This window comes from Burkholderia sp. BCC1985 (genome assembly GCF_905339915.1).
In the GTDB taxonomy this organism is placed as follows: Bacteria; Pseudomonadota; Gammaproteobacteria; order Burkholderiales; family Burkholderiaceae; genus Burkholderia.
The window spans coordinates 1-16,230 of the sequence record NZ_CAJPGY010000015.1; the positions used below are offsets into that span (position 1 = coordinate 1).

15 protein-coding genes are annotated in these 16,230 nt (G+C 67.4%); 8 read left to right on the plus strand and 7 right to left on the minus strand.

The window, feature by feature from the left end:
* From U4Z31_RS17005 to U4Z31_RS17040, 8 genes are all read left to right on the plus strand, one after another.
* The coding region (locus U4Z31_RS17005) for an aminotransferase class III-fold pyridoxal phosphate-dependent enzyme (protein ID WP_321810908.1) at positions 1-502 on the plus strand (502 nt) is incomplete at its 5' end.
* A 62-nt stretch (positions 503-564) separates the two neighbouring features.
* On the plus strand, positions 565-1,680 hold the full coding sequence (locus tag U4Z31_RS17010; protein WP_124486634.1) for a polyamine ABC transporter substrate-binding protein: 1,116 nt from the start codon (positions 565-567) through the stop codon (positions 1,678-1,680).
* 187 nt (positions 1,681-1,867) lie between these two features.
* Positions 1,868-3,022, plus strand: coding sequence for an ABC transporter ATP-binding protein (locus U4Z31_RS17015; protein WP_124486635.1), 1,155 nt, complete (start codon positions 1,868-1,870; stop codon positions 3,020-3,022).
* A gap of 10 nt (positions 3,023-3,032) precedes the next feature.
* Entirely contained in the window at positions 3,033-4,019 is a 987-nt protein-coding gene (locus U4Z31_RS17020) for an ABC transporter permease subunit (RefSeq protein WP_044847898.1), read from the plus strand.
* On the plus strand, positions 4,016-4,855 hold the full coding sequence (locus U4Z31_RS17025) for an ABC transporter permease subunit (protein WP_044847895.1): 840 nt from the start codon (positions 4,016-4,018) through the stop codon (positions 4,853-4,855). Before U4Z31_RS17020 ends, U4Z31_RS17025 begins: the two co-directional genes overlap by 4 nt.
* 102 nt (positions 4,856-4,957) lie before the next feature.
* Positions 4,958-6,532: a DUF3138 family protein gene (locus U4Z31_RS17030; RefSeq protein WP_321810909.1), complete on the plus strand. Its 1,575-nt coding sequence runs from the start codon at positions 4,958-4,960 to the stop codon at positions 6,530-6,532.
* A 112-nt stretch (positions 6,533-6,644) separates the two neighbouring features.
* A complete protein-coding gene (locus tag U4Z31_RS17035; protein ID WP_321810910.1) occupies positions 6,645-7,949 on the plus strand; it encodes an FAD-dependent oxidoreductase in 1,305 nt (434 codons plus the stop codon).
* 25 nt (positions 7,950-7,974) lie between these two features.
* Positions 7,975-9,276 carry an FAD-binding oxidoreductase gene (locus U4Z31_RS17040; protein ID WP_321810911.1) on the plus strand — a complete coding sequence of 434 codons (1,302 nt, stop codon included), beginning with the start codon at positions 7,975-7,977 and terminating at the stop codon, positions 9,274-9,276.
* Between the two features lie 148 nt (positions 9,277-9,424).
* On the opposite strand, the gene U4Z31_RS17045 is transcribed toward U4Z31_RS17040, so the two are convergent.
* The 7 genes from U4Z31_RS17045 to U4Z31_RS17075 form a co-directional block, all read right to left on the minus strand.
* The gene (locus U4Z31_RS17045; protein ID WP_044847891.1) at positions 9,425-10,099 is read right to left on the minus strand and encodes a DUF799 domain-containing protein; all 675 of its coding nucleotides are present in this window, start codon (positions 10,097-10,099) and stop codon (positions 9,425-9,427) included.
* Positions 10,100-10,109: 10 nt separating this feature from the next.
* Positions 10,110-10,550 (minus strand): DUF4810 domain-containing protein, encoded by a 441-nt coding sequence (locus U4Z31_RS17050; protein WP_124520518.1) that lies wholly within the window; start codon positions 10,548-10,550, stop codon positions 10,110-10,112.
* Positions 10,551-10,605: 55 nt separating this feature from the next.
* Entirely contained in the window at positions 10,606-11,283 is a 678-nt protein-coding gene (locus U4Z31_RS17055; RefSeq protein ID WP_321803269.1) for a CsgG/HfaB family protein, read from the minus strand.
* 444 nt (positions 11,284-11,727) lie between these two features.
* Positions 11,728-13,083: a glutathione-disulfide reductase gene (gor, locus tag U4Z31_RS17060; protein ID WP_321810912.1), complete on the minus strand. Its 1,356-nt coding sequence runs from the start codon at positions 13,081-13,083 to the stop codon at positions 11,728-11,730.
* A gap of 244 nt (positions 13,084-13,327) precedes the next feature.
* A complete protein-coding gene (locus tag U4Z31_RS17065) occupies positions 13,328-13,552 on the minus strand; it encodes a hypothetical protein (RefSeq protein WP_014895816.1) in 225 nt (74 codons plus the stop codon).
* Positions 13,553-13,927: 375 nt separating this feature from the next.
* Positions 13,928-15,049: a porin gene (locus tag U4Z31_RS17070; RefSeq protein WP_044847888.1), complete on the minus strand. Its 1,122-nt coding sequence runs from the start codon at positions 15,047-15,049 to the stop codon at positions 13,928-13,930.
* Between the two features lie 360 nt (positions 15,050-15,409).
* Complete coding sequence (locus U4Z31_RS17075) at positions 15,410-16,210, minus strand: YoaK family protein (protein WP_321810913.1); 801 nt, start codon at positions 16,208-16,210, stop codon at positions 15,410-15,412.
* Positions 16,211-16,230 lie beyond the last annotated feature (20 nt).

Genomic DNA, 16,230 nt, shown 5'->3' on the forward strand with positions numbered 1-16,230 from the left:
CACCTCGGGTTACGTGCCGATGGGCGCGGTGGGCATCCACGAACGCGTCGCGCGCCCGATCATCGACAACGGCGAATTCAATCACGGCCTCACGTACTCGGGGCACCCGGTCGCGGCGGCGGTGGCGGTCGCGAACCTCAAACTGCTGCGCGACGAAGGGATCGTCGAGCGCGTGAAGCACGACACGGGCCCGTACTTCCAGGCGCTGATGCGCGAAACCTTCGCGCGTCACCCGATCGTCGGCGAAGTGCACGGCCACGGGATGGTCGCGAGCCTGCAGCTCGCCGAGTCGCCGGCCGAACGCCGCCGCTTCGCGAACGGCGGCGAGGTCGGCACGATCTGCCGCGACTTCTGCTTCAACGGCAACCTGATCATGCGCGCGACCGGCGACCGGATGCTGCTGTCGCCGCCGCTCGTGATTTCGCGTCAGGAAATCGATGAACTCGTATCGAAGGCGAAGAAGGCCGTCGATGCGACCGCCCAGCAACTGGGCCTTTCGTAACGACTTTGCCTACAGGCGTGCGGCGGGTGCCGCGCGCCGCCATAACCCAGGGGAATTCCACCATGCGTGCCTGCTTTCTTCGCCAAGCCTGTTCCATCGCGGCCCTTGCCGCGGTGGCCGCGTTCACGTCGGTCGCCAGCCCGTCGGCGCATGCCGACGAGCTGAACGTCTACAACTGGTCCGACTACATCGCACCCGACACGATCCCGAACTTCCAGAAGCAGACGGGCATCCACGTCAAGTACGACAACTACGACAGCGACGACACGCTGCAGGCGAAGCTGCTGGCGGGCAGCTCGGGCTACGACATCGTCGTGCCGACCTCGAACTACATGGCCAAGCAGATCCAGGCCGGCGTGTACCAGAAGCTCGACAAGTCGAAGATCCCGAACCTCGCGAACCTCGACCCGCTGCTGATGAAGATGATCTCGGACGCCGATCCGGGCAACCAGTACGGCGTTCCCTGGGCCTACGGCACCGACGGCATCGGCTACAACGCGCAGGCGGTGAAGAAGGCGCTCGGCGACAAGGCGCCCGTCGACAGCTGGGCGCTGGTGTTCGACCCGGCCAACATGGAAAAGCTGAAGAGCTGCGGCGTGTCGTTCCTCGATCAGGCCGTCGACGTGTTCGCGGCCACGCTGCAGTACATGGGCAAGGATCCGAACAGCAAGAACCCCGGCGACTACCAGGCTGCGTTCGAAGTCCTGAAGAAAGTCCGCCCGTACATCACCCAGTTCAACTCGTCCGGCTACATCAACGACCTCGCGAACAACGACGTGTGCGTCGTGCTCGGCTGGTCGGGCGACGTCGGCATCGCGCACCGCCGCTCGTCGGAGGCGAAGCGCCCGTACGACATCAAGTTCTCGAACCCGAAGGAAGGCGGCCTGCTGTGGTTCGACGTGATGGTGATCCCGAAGGATGCACCGCACCCCGAGGCCGCGCTGAAGTGGATCAACTACGTGTCCGACCCGAAGGTCAACGCGGCGATCACCAACACGGTGTTCTACCCGACCGCGAACAAGGCAGCGCACCCGTTCGTCACGCCGGCCGTCGCGCAGGATCCGACCGTCTATCCGCCCGAGGACGTGCTGAAGAAGATGGTGCTGATGAAGCCGATGCCGGCCGACATCCTGCGCCTCGAGAACCGTCTGTGGGCGCAGCTGAAGACGGGCCACTGATCACGAACCATCACGGCGGCGCAGGCATCGGCTGAACGCCTGCCCGCCAGAGATCCGCGGACGCTTCGTCCGCCCGCGCGCACCGCGCGCTGTTCCATCCGGCACGAGCCGTTGTCCGCGAGTCGCGTTGTACGCCTCGCGCGGGACGCTCACGCCTGCAATCCGTGAAGAACGAATGGTGACTCCCATGCAATCGATACCCTCTTCCGCTGCCGCACGCCACACCCAACCGGCCGCCGCGGCCCGCACGAAGAACGATGCGTTCGTGCGCATCGAAAACGTCGTGAAGAAGTTCGGCGACAGCACGGCCGTCGACAACGTGAACCTGACGATCGCGAAGAACGAGCTGTTCGCGCTGCTCGGCAGCTCCGGCTGCGGCAAGTCGACGCTGTTGCGCATGCTCGCCGGGCTCGAGACGGCGACCTCCGGCAAGATCTTCGTCGACGGCGAGGACCTCGCGTCGCTGCCGCCGTACCGCCGCCCGGTCAACATGATGTTCCAGTCGTATGCGCTGTTCCCGCACATGTCGGTCGAATCGAACGTCGCGTTCGGGCTGAAGCAGGAAGGCACGCCGAAAAACGAGATCAAGGAACGCGTGGCCGACGCGCTCGCGCTGGTGCAGATGAGCAAGTACGCGAAGCGCAAGCCGCACCAGCTGTCCGGCGGCCAGCAGCAGCGCGTCGCGCTCGCGCGCTCGCTGGTGAAGCGCCCGAAGCTGCTGCTGCTCGACGAGCCGATGTCCGCGCTCGACAAGAAGATCCGCCAGAAGACCCAGCTCGAACTGGTGAACATCATCGAGAAGGTCGACGTGACCTGCGTGATGGTCACGCACGACCAGGAAGAGGCGATGACGATGGCGAGCCGCCTCGCGGTGATGAGCGAAGGCAAGATCGTGCAGATCGGCACGCCGGGCGAAGTGTACGAATACCCGAACAGCCGCTTCTCGGCCGAGTTCATCGGCTCGACGAACCTGTTCGAAGGCCGCGTGGTCGAGGACGAACCCGATCACATCTTCGTCGAAAGCGACGACCTCGAGGCACGCATGTACGTGAGCCACGGCGTGACCGGCCCGCTCGGGATGCCGGTCGGTATTTCCGTGCGGCCGGAGCGCGTGCACGTATCGCGCGAGAAGCCGGGCTCGCATCACAACTGGGCGCGCGGCGTGGTGACCGACATCGCGTACATGGGCGCCTACTCGCTGTATCACGTGCGTTTGCCGAGCGGCAAGACGGTCGTGTCGAACCTGTCGAGCTCGCACCTGATGCACGACAGCGCGCCGGCGTGGAACGACGACGTGTTCGTGTCGTGGTCGCCGGCCAGCGGCGTCGTGCTGACGCAGTGAGGACGACATGATGAGAACTTCCGCCTCCACTCCGTCCGCGCCGGTTTCGACCGGTGCCGCCGCAACGACACAGGCTTCGAAGCGCCGCAGCCGGTTCGCCGCGCTGTCGCGCTTCCTGCCGTCCGGCCGCGGCGTCGCGATCGGCGTGCCGTTCCTGTGGCTCGTGATCTTCTTCGCGCTGCCGTTCGTGCTGGTGTTCAAGATCAGCTTCGCCGACCAGGTGATGGGGATCCCGCCGTACACGTCGCTCGTCGAGATCAAGGACGGCGTCGTGCACTTCGCGCTGCAGCTGTCGCACTACGCGTTCCTGCTGCAGGACGACCTGTACATCGCGACCTATCTCAGCTCGCTGAAGATGGCCGCCGTGTCGACGCTGCTGTGCCTGCTGATCGGATTCCCGATGGCGTACTACATCGCACGCTCGGAGCCGGGCCGGCGCAACGTGCTGATGATGGCCGTGATGCTGCCGTTCTGGACGTCGTTCCTGATCCGCGTGTACGCATGGATCGGGATCCTGAAGGATGACGGCCTCCTGAACCACACGCTGATCGCGCTCGGCATCATCCACACGCCGCTGCGCCTCTATCACAGCGACGCGGGCGTCTACATCGGGATGGTCTATTCGTACCTGCCGTTCATGGTGATGCCGCTCTACGCGCACCTCGTGAAGATGGACCTCACGCTGCTCGAGGCCGCCTACGACCTCGGCGCGAAGCCGTGGGTCGCGTTCACGCGCATCACGCTGCCGCTGTCGAAGAACGGGATCATCGCCGGCAGCCTGCTGGTGTTCATCCCGGCAGTCGGCGAGTACGTGATTCCGGAACTGCTCGGCGGCGCCGACACGCTGATGATCGGCCGCGTGATGTGGGATGAATTCTTCAACAACATGGACTGGCCGATGGCGTCCGCGGTGACGGTCGCGATGGTGCTGCTGTTGCTGGTGCCGATGGCGCTGTTCCAGTACTACCAGGTCAAGGAACTGGAGGAAGCGAAATGATCAAGCCGAGCAAACCGCTGTCGACGGGCGTCCTCGCCTTCGGCTTCCTGTTCCTGTACATCCCGATCATCAGCCTGGTCGTGTACTCGTTCAACGAGTCGAAGCTGGTGACGGTGTGGTCGGGCTTCTCGCTGAAGTGGTACGCGGCGCTGTGGCAGGACGACGAGCTGCTCACCGCCGCGTGGCTGTCGCTGAAGATCGGCCTGCTGACCGCCACCGCGTCGGTCGTGATCGGCACGTGGGCGGGCTTCGTGCTCGCGCGCTTCGGCCGCTTCAAGGGCTTCACGCTGTACACGGGGATGATCAACGCGCCGCTGGTGATTCCGGAGGTGATCCAGGGGATCTCGCTGCTGCTGCTGTTCGTGGCGCTGGAGCAGATGTTCGGCTGGCCGAAGGGCCGCGGGATGGTGACGATCTGGATCGGCCACGTGATGCTGTGCGTGTCGTACGTGGCGATCATCGTGCAGTCGCGCGTGAAGGAGATGAACAAGTCGCTGGAGGAAGCCGCGCTCGACCTGGGTGCGACGCCGCTGAAGGTGTTCTTCGTGGTGACGCTGCCGCTGATCTCGCAGGCGCTGCTGTCGGGCTGGCTGCTGTCGTTCACGCTGTCGATCGACGACCTGGTGCTGTCGGCGTTCCTGTCGGGGCCGGGCTCGACCACGCTGCCGCTGGTGGTGTTCTCGCGCGTGCGGCTCGGGCTGAACCCGGAAATGAACGCACTGGCGACGCTGTTCATCACCGCGGTGACCATCGGCGTGATCGTCGTGAACCAGATGATGATCGCGCGCGAACGGCGCCGGGTGGCCGACATGAAGGCGGCGTTCGCGGCGGCCTGACGCCCCGCTTCCCTTTTCATCGATAACAAGACCCGCGCGCCGCGAGAAGCGGCGCGCGGGCCGATCACAGATTGACCAAGCGCACGACAAGGAGAATCCGCAATGAAGAAGAAACTGATCTGCCTGCTGGTGGCCGGCGCGTTGCCCGGCATCGCGCTGGCCGACTCGACCTCCGCCGAAATCAAGGCACTGCAGGCGCAGGTCGCCGCGCTGCAGAAGCAGATGAAGGCCATGCAGGCGCAGCTCGCCGCGAAGCCCGGCGTCGCCCCGGTCGCGCAGGCCGGCGCGACGATCGCGGCTAAGCCGGTGATCGTGGCCGCCGACCCGTCGTCGCCGGACTACGGCAAGGCTCAAGCCACGCTGACCAACGACGAAGTCAGTGAAATGAAGCAGCAGATCGCGAACCAGCAGCTGAAGGTCGACTCGCTGACGGACGCGGCCAACACCGGGCCGCTCGCGGGCCTGTCGGTCACCGGCTACATCGACCCGACCTACATCTACAACCGCGCGGCCGGCACGTCGTCGTTCCTGTTCGCGAACCACGAGAACGCGTACAACTACTTCAACAGCACGTTCGGCGATCTCTACCTCGACATCAAGAAGACCTTCGGCGTCGGCCCGATGGCGCCGTCGGCGGAGATCACGCTGATGCCGAACCGCGGCAACGGCATCACGCTGCTGCAGAACTCGCGCGGCTCGATCACCGACAACCTGCTGAACACCGCGGTCGTCAACGTACCGATCACCGCCGAGACGACACTCGTCGCCGGCCTGATCCCGAGCTTCGGCGGCTACGAGGTGCAGCAGTCGAACCAGATGCTCACGCTCACGCACAACCTGCTGTACGATTTCTCCGATCCGGGCAGCTACGTCGGTATCGGCGCGAACTACACGAAGGGCGCCTGGGCGTGGAAGTTCTTCCTCGGCAACGAGCAGTACCGCACGTACGGCTCGGTCACGCAGACGGGCACCAACGCACTCGGCGATCCGATCTCCACCAGCAACAAGGTGCCGACCTTCACCGCGCGCGCGGACTACACGTGGTCGAGCGCGCTCGACATCGGCGGTTCGTTCAACATCGGGCGGCAGACGCTGGCGAGCGCGATCGACGACCAGGGCAACGTCCACTACGGCCCGGGCGGCGCGGCACCGAGCGCGTACGGTTCGTTCTTCTTCGGCGAACTCGACGCGACCTACACGCTCGCCGACATTCAGTACAACGCCGAAGTCGACTACGGCCGGCAGCAGCATGCGGCGTTCAACGGCGGGCTCGCGCAGTGGTACGGCCTGTCGCTGCTCGCGCACCGCAAGTTCAACGCGCCGGTGGTCGGCCGCATGGGCGTGACGCTGCGCTACGACCTGCTCGCCAACTCGAAGAACGGCGGCGGCGGCGGCGGCATCGCGCTGAACGGCAACGGGATGGATCCGAGCAACGGCTTCGGCGTCGACGCGGACTGCCTCGCGCAGTCGAAGGCCGGCGGCGGCCTGGGCTTCGAGTGCAAGGGCGCGGTGCGCCAGGACGTCGCGCTCGACCTGCTGTTCTATCCGACCCAGCAGATCACCGTGAAGGTCGAATACCGGCACGACTGGGCGAACAACAAGGTGTTCCTGCGCAACGACGGTTCGTACGGCAAGTCCAACGACCTGCTCGCGACGCAGTTCATCTATTCGTTCTGATGCGGGCCGCGCGGGACGCCGTGCCGCGCGCATGGCGTCCCGCATCGTTTCACCCGGCCGGATCGCGGTGCGTCGCGCACCGGCGCCGGCCGTCTTCGACGGAGTCGGTTTGATGACGCAGTCTTTCACCCGCCGCGCCGACGCGCTCGCGCGCGACTCGTACTACGAAGCAACCGCCACGCGCCCCGTGGCCGACGACCCCGTGCTCGAGGATGCGATCGACGTCGACGTGTGCGTGATCGGCGCGGGCTTCGCGGGCCTGTCGACGGCGCTCGATTGCCGTGCGCGCGGGCTGTCGGTCGCCGTGATCGATGCGCATCGGCCCGGCTGGGGCGCATCGGGCCGCAACGGCGGACAGGCGATCACGGGTTTCGCGAAAGACGAGGTGATCGAGCAGCAGCTCGGCGCCGCCGGCGCACGCGCGGCGTGGTCGCTGTCGCTCGACGGGCTCGCGCTGATCGCCGAGCGGATCGCGCGCCACGGCATCGACTGCGACTTCACGCGCGGCTACCTGACGGTCGCGACCAAGCCGCGCCGCATCGACGACCTGCGCGCCTGGATGGATGCCGCGCGCTCGCGCTGGGGCCATCCGTCGCTGTCGTGGCTCGACACCGGCGAAATCCGCGCGCGCATCGCGTCGCCGGGCTATCTGGCGGGCGTCTACGATCCGCTGTCGGGCCACCTGCATCCGCTCAAGTATTGCCTCGGCCTCGCCGAGGCCGCGCGCCGCGAAGGCGTCGCGCTCCACGCGCACACGCCCGCGCTCGACGTCGTGCGCGGCGCCCGGCCGGTCGTGCGCACGCCGTCGGGCGAGGTGCGCTGCCGCTTCGTCGTGTCGTGCTGCAACGCGGGCCCCGGCGGCATCCTGCCGGCCGCGACCGCCGCGCGCATCGCGCCGATCGCGTCGTACATCATCGCGACCGAACCGCTCGGCCGCGCGCGCGCCGACGCGCTGATCGCGCAGCGCGAAGCCGTGTGCGACAACAACTTCTTCCTCGACTACTTCCGTCTGTCGGCCGACCACCGGATGCTGTTCGGCGGTCGTGCGAACTCCGCGGGCGCGTCGCCCGACACGCTCGCCGACACGATCCGGCAGCGCATGGTCGGCGTGTTCCCGCAGCTCGCCGACGTGCGCGTCGACCACGCGTGGGGCGGCTTCGTCGACGTCACGCGCAACCGCGCGCCGGACTTCGGCGCGCTCGATCCGAACTTCTTCTACGTCCAGGGCTTCAGCGGGCACGGCGTCGCGCTGACCGGCATCGCCGGACGCGCGATCGCCGGCGCGATCGCGGGCGACACGCGCGCGTTCGACCTGTTCGCGCAGCTGCGCCACCGGCGCTTTCCCGGCGGCGACGCATGGCGGCAGCCCGCGCTCGAACTCGGGATGCTGTATCACCGCGTGCGCGAGCTGTTCTGAGCCCACTTCATTCGTTTTCCTGATCATGCAGACATTCGCCAACCAGCCGCACGTCGCGTCGTACTACGCGGCGACCGCCAACGATACGACCCGCCATGCGCCGCTCGCCGGCGCGACCGACACCGACGTGTGCGTGATCGGCGCGGGCCTCACCGGCTTGTCCGCCGCGCTCAACCTCGCCGAGCGCGGCCATTCGGTGACCGTGCTCGAGGCGTCGCGGGTCGGATGGGCGGCGAGCGGGCGCAACGGCGGCCAGCTGATCGGCGGCTTTGCATGCGACATCGACACGTTCGGCAACTTCATGCCGGAAGGCGACGTGAAGCGGATCTGGGACATGGGGCTCGAAACGCTGTCGCTCGTGAAGTCGCGCATCGCGAAGCACGACATCGACTGCGCGCTCGTGCCCGGCTACCTGACCGCCGCGAACACCGAGCGCGACGCGGATGCGCTGAAGCGCTGGCGCGACGAGGCCGCGAAGCGCTTCGGCTACGACCGCTTTCATTTCGTCGAAGCGGACGAACTCGGCGACTACGTGCAATCGGCGCGCTATCGCGGCGGCCTGTACGACCCCGACAGCGGCCACCTGCATCCGCTGAACTACACGCTCGGGCTCGCGCGCGCGGCCGCCGACGCGGGCGTGCGGATCCACGAGGACAGCTGCGTGACGCGCGTGCGCGACGTGTCGGGCGGCCACGTCGTCGAGACCGGCCAGGGGCAGGTGCGCGCGCGCTTCGTGGTGCTCGCGTGCAACACGTACGTCGGCACGCTCGCGCCCGCGCTGTCGAAGAAGATCATGCCGGTCGGCACCTACGTGATCGCGACCGAGCCGCTCGGCGCGGCGCGCGCCGCCGCGCTGATGCCCGCGCGCGCGGCGATCTGCGACAGCCGCTTCGTGCTCGACTATTTCCGGCCGGCGCCCGACACGCGGCTCGTGTGGGGCGGCAAGGTCAGCTATTCGACGCGGCCACCGCGCAATCTCGCCGACGCGATGCGCGCGGACATGCTGAAGACGTTCCCGCAGCTCGCGGACGTGAAGGTCGACTACGCATGGGGCGGCTTCGTCGACATCACGATGAACCGCGCGCCGCACTTCGGGCGCGTCGCGCCGACGCTGTATTTCGCGCAGGGTTTCTCGGGGCACGGCGTGAACACGACCGCGCTCGCGGGCAAGCTGATCGCCGAGGCGATCGACGGCCAGGCGAGCCGCTTCGACCTGTTCGGCAAGATTCGGCATCGCGACTTCCCCGGCGGCGCGACGCTGCGCACGCCGGCGCTGGTGCTCGCGATGAGCTGGTACCGGCTGCTCGACGCGTTCGGCATGCATTGAGCGGCGGCGCACGGCACGACGCACGCGACGTACCGGCCACGCAAAACGGCCGCGCAAGCGCGGCCGTTTCATCGAATCTCGCGGCTTCGGCACGGCTTGCAGGCGACCTTGCCTGCCCGACGCGCCGAAGCCGTGGTCCGCGCGCCGGTCAGTCGGTCCCGTACTTCGGCGAACGCGGCCCGTACAGCAGCCCGTTCGGCGGCCCCGCGGACAGCAGCCTGCTGCTGGTCAAACCGGCCACATCGTGCGCTTCGTCGGTCAGCGAATGCGCGACCTGCTTGACGGCCGCCTGCACCAGCATGCCGACGACCCCGAACGCGTTGACGCTCATGTTGTTGCCGACTTCCTTGCCGGTCGCACGGCCCTCGCCCTGCCACAGCACGTCGCCGGTCTTCAGGTCGACGAGCTTCGCCGACGCCGCGACCACCGTCGTGCTGTCCACCACCTGGTAGACGGAGCCGTATTGCGTGATCTTCGCGTACAGCGCGGCGTCCGCGCCGAAGATTTCGCGCAGCTTCGCCGGCGACGTGCCCTGGATTTCCGCGGCGTTCGTGAGGCCGTTCTGCTTGAACGTCTCGTCCATCACCGCGACCGGCACCACGTAGTAGCCCGACTCGGCCAGCGGCTGCGTCATCTGCGACAGCACGCCGTAGGTCGCGCCGACATCGGTCGTCTCGTTGAGCGGCGGCAGCACGAGGATCGAGCGCGGCTGGCTCTTCTTGAAGGCCGTGTAGTCGGGGCGTTTGACGGGCTGCGCGCACGCGCTCAACAGCGCGACGATCGACAGCACGGACAGCAGCTTGAATGAAAGTGTCTTGATCATGGCAGGCACGTCACTGTTTGGCGGGAGTCGGATCGGCATTCTTCTGGCCGGCGATCGTCTGGCCGGCGGCCGACGGATTCGCGGCCTTCGCGGCCTTCGCGTCGCCGGCTTTCTTCTTCATCAGGAAATCCATGAACGACGCGGATTCCGGAAAGAGCGCCTTCTCGGCCTGGAATTCCTGCGCGGCCTGCTGTTCGCTGCCGACGCTCGCGTAGAGCATCCCGAGATGCGCATGGAAGCCCGGCGGCGGCGTCTTGCCCTTCGCGCGAATCTCCTGCAGCGCCTTTTCGAGCGCGTCGATCTGCTCCTGCGGGGACTTCTGCCCCTTGAAGTATTCGTACACCTGCGGCTGATAGCCGTTCCATTGATAGAGCGGCGGCGTGGTCGGCGCCGCGCAGCCCGCGAGCAGCATGACGGCCGCCGTCGCCGGCAGCCAGATTCCCCGTTTCATGGTCTTGTCTCTTCTGGTTGATGAATGATTCGTCGCGCCGTACTGCGCACGGCGCCTATTGCGGTGCCTTCAGCGTGCCGGCGTCGACCTGGTCGACGAGGTGGTTCACGGCCTCCTGGATCGCGAGGTCCAGCACCTTGCCGTTGAGCGTCGAGTCGTAACCGGCCGTGCCGCCGAAGCCGATCACTTCGCGGTTCGACAGGCTGAACTCGCCCGCGCCCTGGCTCGACGCGACAACTTCCGACGTCGTCGTGTCGACGATGTTCAGGTTGACCTTCGCGTACGCGACTTGCGTCTTGCCGCGGCCGAGAATGCCGAACAGCTGGTGATCGCCGACGTCCTTGCGGCCGAACTCGGTCACGTCGCCGGTCACGACGTAGTTCGCGCCCTTCACCGCCTGCGCCTTCTTCATGAAGCCCGCTTCCTGCTTGATCTCGTCGAGGTTCTCGCGATCGAGCACGTTGAAGCGGCGGCTCTGCTGCAGGCGCGTAACGAGGATCGTCTTCGCCTGTCCGCCGAGGCGGTCGATGCCGTCCGAGAAGATGCCGCGCATGTAGCTCGAGCGGTTGTCGAACTTGCCGACCGCGATCGCGACGGGCTTGCCCGCGTACGGCTTCTGCGCGCTGCTCACGGCCGGCACGTCGAGCGTGCGCGACGACTCGGTCGCGCAGCCAGACAGCGCCGCGACGAGCGCCGCCGCCACGAGAACGGTGCGTCGTGTCTGATTGTTCACTGCGGGTCTCCTTACGTGAAAAGATTGCCCGGAACGGGCTCGCCGGCTTGCCGACAAACCGGCGGTCGATGCGATGATCGAAGCGGCCGGGGCGCGCATCGGCGCGCGCGACTTCATCGCCCGGACGGCGATGGAGATGGCGGCATGCGAAGGGAAAGTGCGCGCAACGGACGTGTTGCGGCGAGACGCGAACGCGCGGCGCATGGATCGACGACCCCGCTTGCGCCGGCTACCGCGTGATTCTGGTTACTGCGCTGTTGATCGCGCATGATCGGCCCCGTATATGATTTTGGCCGATCATACCAAGTCTGATTATCGAGACGGGATTTCTTTAGAAGAATTGACGATCTTTACAAATCGCCGCGGATCCATGGTGCGTCAACACGCCAGCGGCGCGTGCGCGGGACGCCCGCGCCGGCCCGCGAGCCGGCGCGCCGCTGGCGGTCAGTCGGCCGCCTTCTGCCGCATCGTCACGAACTCCTCGGCCGCGGTCGGGTGAATGCCGATCGTGTCGTCGAATTGCGCCTTCGTCGCGCCCGCGCGAATCGCGATCGCGATGCCCTGGATGATCTCGCCCGCGTCGCGGCCGACCATGTGCGCGCCGATCACGCGCTGGCTGTCGCGCGCGACCACCAGCTTCATCAGCGTGCGCTCGTTGCGGCCCGACAGCGTGTGGCGCAGCGCCTTGAAGGACGTGCGGTAGATGTCGACTTCACCGTGCACGCGACGCGCATCGGCCTCGGTCAGGCCGACCGTCGCGACCTCCGGCTGGCTGAACACGGCCGACGGGACGTAATCGTGATCGGCCGCGACGCGCGCGCCGCCGAACAGCGTGCGCGCGAGCAGCGCGCCGTCGCGCGTCGCCACCGGCGTGAGCTGCGGCCGCGACGTGACGTCGCCGAGCGCATGGATCGAAGGCACCGACGTCGCCGAATACGCATCGACCGCGATCGCGCCGCGCGCGTCGAGCATCACACCGGCGCGCTCGAGGCCGAGCCCTTCGACGTTCGGCACGCGGCCGGTCGCATAGAGCACCGCGTCGTACGGCCCGTGCTGCGCGTCGCCGACGTGCACGGAGAGCGTGCCGTCGTCCGCGCGCGCGATCGATTCGATCACCGCGCGCGCGTGGATCGCGACGCCCTGCTTCGTCATTTCGTCGGTGAGGAACTGTCGCACGTCGTCGTCGAAGCCGCGCAGGATCTTCTCGCCGCGATAGAACAGGTCGACCTGGCTGCCGAAGCCGTTGAAGATGCCGGCGAACTCGACCGCGATATAGCCGCCGCCGACCACCGCGATGCGCTTGGGGCACGCCGGGAGCGACAGGGCCTCGCGCGACGTGATCGCATGCTCGATGCCGGGACGGTGCGGCAGCGCCGGCCGCGAGCCGGTCGCGATCGCGATGTGGCGCGCGCGGATCGTGCGCTCGCCGATCGCGACCGTATGCGCGTCGACGAGGGTCGCGCGTCCTGCGTGCATCGCGACGCCGGATTGCCGCAGCAGGTCGATGTAGATGTCGCTGAGCCGGTTGATCTCGCGATCCTTCGCGGCGATCAGCGCGGACCAGTCGAGCGTGCCGGCGCCGAAGGTCCAGCCGAAGCCCTTCGCATCCTCGAGTTCGTGCGGATAGTGCGATGCGTAGACGAGCAGCTTCTTCGGGATGCAGCCGCGCAGCACGCAGGTGCCGCCGATCTGCTCCTGTTCCGCTATGCCGACGCGCGCGCCGTATGACGCCGCCATCCGGGCGAGCCTCACGCCGCCGGAGCCGGCCCCGATGACGAACAGGTCGTAGTCGAAATCCATCGCAAGCCCTCATCGCAGTTCGGATGACGGCACGATAGCAAGATTCGGGAATTCGTGCGGAACGTGGCGCCGCAGGACGCGCGCGCCATAAAAAACGGCGAGAGACGTTGCCTCTCGCCGGTCAAACCGGCTGCCGGGTGTGCCATGCGTCACCGATCGACCACATGCCCGGCCTGCCGGCCGCGCGGCACCGGTCCGCCCGGATGCGCGAACGGCGCACCCGCGGCGGGACCAGCCGCCTTGCTCAGGCCTGCGACGTGTCGCTGCCGTCCGTCGCCTGCGTGTCGTCTGCCTGCTGCGGCTGCTCTTCCTTCTTCTCGAGCATGCCTTCGATCGCCTCGGCGCCCTTGAAGCCGGCGACGGCCGCCGCCGCCTTGGTCAGCAGGCCCGCATCCGGATCGACCTTCTCGGCTGCCTCGACGGCTGCCACTGCGCCAGCGATTTCACCCACGGTGTTCAGGATACCCATCGTCATCCCCTTTCAAAAAAATCGTGAGCGCATCGTCCCACGAAAAAAAACCGGCGGACCGTGTTTGTCATCACCGGATACACAAGTTACGCACCAGGCCGGCCGCACGCGAAACGCGCGCCGGAACGACGCCCGCGCGTGCGTTGCGGCACGCGGCGGACCCTGCACGCAGCGTAGCGGAATCGCTTCGCGCGCACTGTCAAAGTATGTTCTGGAATGCCGACGGAACCCTTACGGGCGGCGTGTTCCCGATGGAGCAATCGCTGAATGGTCGTCTGCGCGCAGGAAGGCGCGTGGCGAAAAAAAAGAGGCTCCTTCCTGGAGCCTCTTCGATGCGCGCCGAACCGGGGCCGGCGCACGCGTTGACGATTTTCGTCAGAAGATATTGCGCAGGCCGATCGCGATGCCGGTCTGGTTGCTGCGACCCGGCAGCTCGACGTTCGCCGCGCCGTTCGTCTTGTTGAAGTCGACCGTGCCGTAGACTTCCGTGCGCTTGCTGAGCGCGTATTCGGCGATGCCGACGATCGCGTAGCGGTTGCCGCTCGCGAGCGTGCCGTTCGCGGTCATCGCGTTGCGCATGTGGTCGTAGTAGAACGCGCCCGTCAGCGTCAGCGGCGTGCTGACCTGCCAGCTCACGCCCGCGAACGGACCGTCGTCGATCCGGCCCGTGCCCTTCGCGACCGGGATCGACTGCTGCGCGAGCAGGCTGTCGACGAAACCGGTGTCGTCCTTCGAGCGCAGGTAGCCCGCATAGATCTTCGCCTTGCTGAACGCATACACGACGTTCGCGTGGTAGATCGTCTGCTTGCGTGCGGAGTTGTCGCTGTTCTGCTGCGCGCCGGCCGCGATGCTGAGCGGGCCCGTCACGTACGACAGCGACACGCCCCATGCATTGCCCTTGCCGAGCGAGCCCGGGATCTGGCCCGAGAAGCCGCCCGCGCCGGTCGATTCGTAGTTGGTGCCCGTCGAGTACATCGCCTTCGCGGTCAGGCCCGCGAACGTGCCCGTGTACTTGATCTGGTTGTCCGCATACAGGCCGCCGCCGAGTGCGACCGGCAGCCAGGCATTTTCGAGGTAGTTGCCGACCGTCAGCGGATCGTAGGTGTCCGACAGCAGGTCGAACAGCGGCGTCTTCTGGCGGCCGAGGGTCACCGTGCCGTACGGGCTGTCCAGGCCGACGTATGCCGCACGGTTGAACAGGCGGCCGCTGTCGGCGAATGCGCCGTTCTGCAGGTTCACGCCGCTTTCGAGCTTGAACACGGCCTTCAGGCCGCTGCCGAGGTCTTCCGTGCCGTAGATGCCGAAGCGGCTGTTGGTGATCGCGCCGTTGGACATCGACAGCAGGCCGTCGTTCTTGGCGTTCGCGTTGGTCAGGTAGCGAACGCTGACGTCGGCGACGCCCCACAGCGTGACCGAGCTTTGTGCTGCTGCGTACTGGCTGGCGAAGGCCAGCACTGCGCCCCCTGCGATGGCTGCGAGCCGGGTGGTCTGCTTCATGAGCTTTCCTTTTTGTAGGTGTCTCCATTCATGGCCGGCCGCGTGCGCAGCCGGGTGGCGATCGCGGACGCTCATGGCGCGCGCGATGTGGGCTGAATCATAAGACCAGTGCGCACGCTGAAAGAAATTGAAACGCGCGGTCGCGCGCGATTGTCGCCCTGGAACAACGTTTCCCGCGCCGGGCTTGCCTGTCGCGCGACGGATGCGGGTTGCGGCGATGGCGGGACGAAGGCCGGCGCTGTAAGGCGCGGCCGGAGCAACCGGTTTGCGCTGGGGCAGCGTGGCGGAGGGTGCCGCGATGAGCCGGTGATTCGGTCACGCGGCGGACCGGCCGGCCGCATGGCGGCGGCCCTGCGCGCGTCAGGCCGGCCGCGGCGTTCCGCCGTCGGGGTTGCTGCCGTTACTGCCGTTACTGCCGTTACTGCCGTTGCTGCCGCGAACTTCGGCGCCCCCGTTGCCGGCCGCCCCATCGCCACTGTCGCGCCCACCGCCCGCGCGCCGCCGCGCCCGCCGCACGATCTCCGCGAACGCACCGGCGAGCAACAACACGGCGCCCCACAGCGCGACGTCCGGCATGAGCCGCGTCACGAGGCCGCCGACCACCGCGCCGGCCAGGAAGCAGAAGCTGATCGTCGCGAGCAGCGCCGAATCGTGCAGCGCGCCCGCGTCGTAGCGGGGAATCAGCCCGACGAACAGCTTCTGCGCGGCGCGCCGCAGGTTGCCGGTCGTCATCACCGACGTGTACGACAGCTCCTCGAGATGAGTAAACGACAGCGTCTGCAGCGTCGCGACGAACGAGATCCCGGGAATCAGCCACGCGCTCGACGCGCCGACGAGCCCGCTCGCGGCGACGCCGAGAAACGCGATCTCGACGATCAGGCTCGCGAACGCGGTGTGCCGCATCCAGCCGCGCTGCGCGGCGAGACCGAGCAGGTGCGCGACGAACACCGCGACCACGAAACCGCCGAGCGGCGGCACGTGATGCAGCGCGGCCGCCCATTCGCCGGCCGACACGTTGATGCCGAGCAGCGCGACGTTGCCGGTCATCGTGTTCGCGAACACGTGGCCGTGACCGACGTACGTGTACGCGTCGAGATAGCCGCCGGACAGCGTGAGCAGCGCGGCGACGGTGAGATTGCGGCTGGCGCCGTCGAGATCCATCAAGCCTCCCGTGAAGAGTC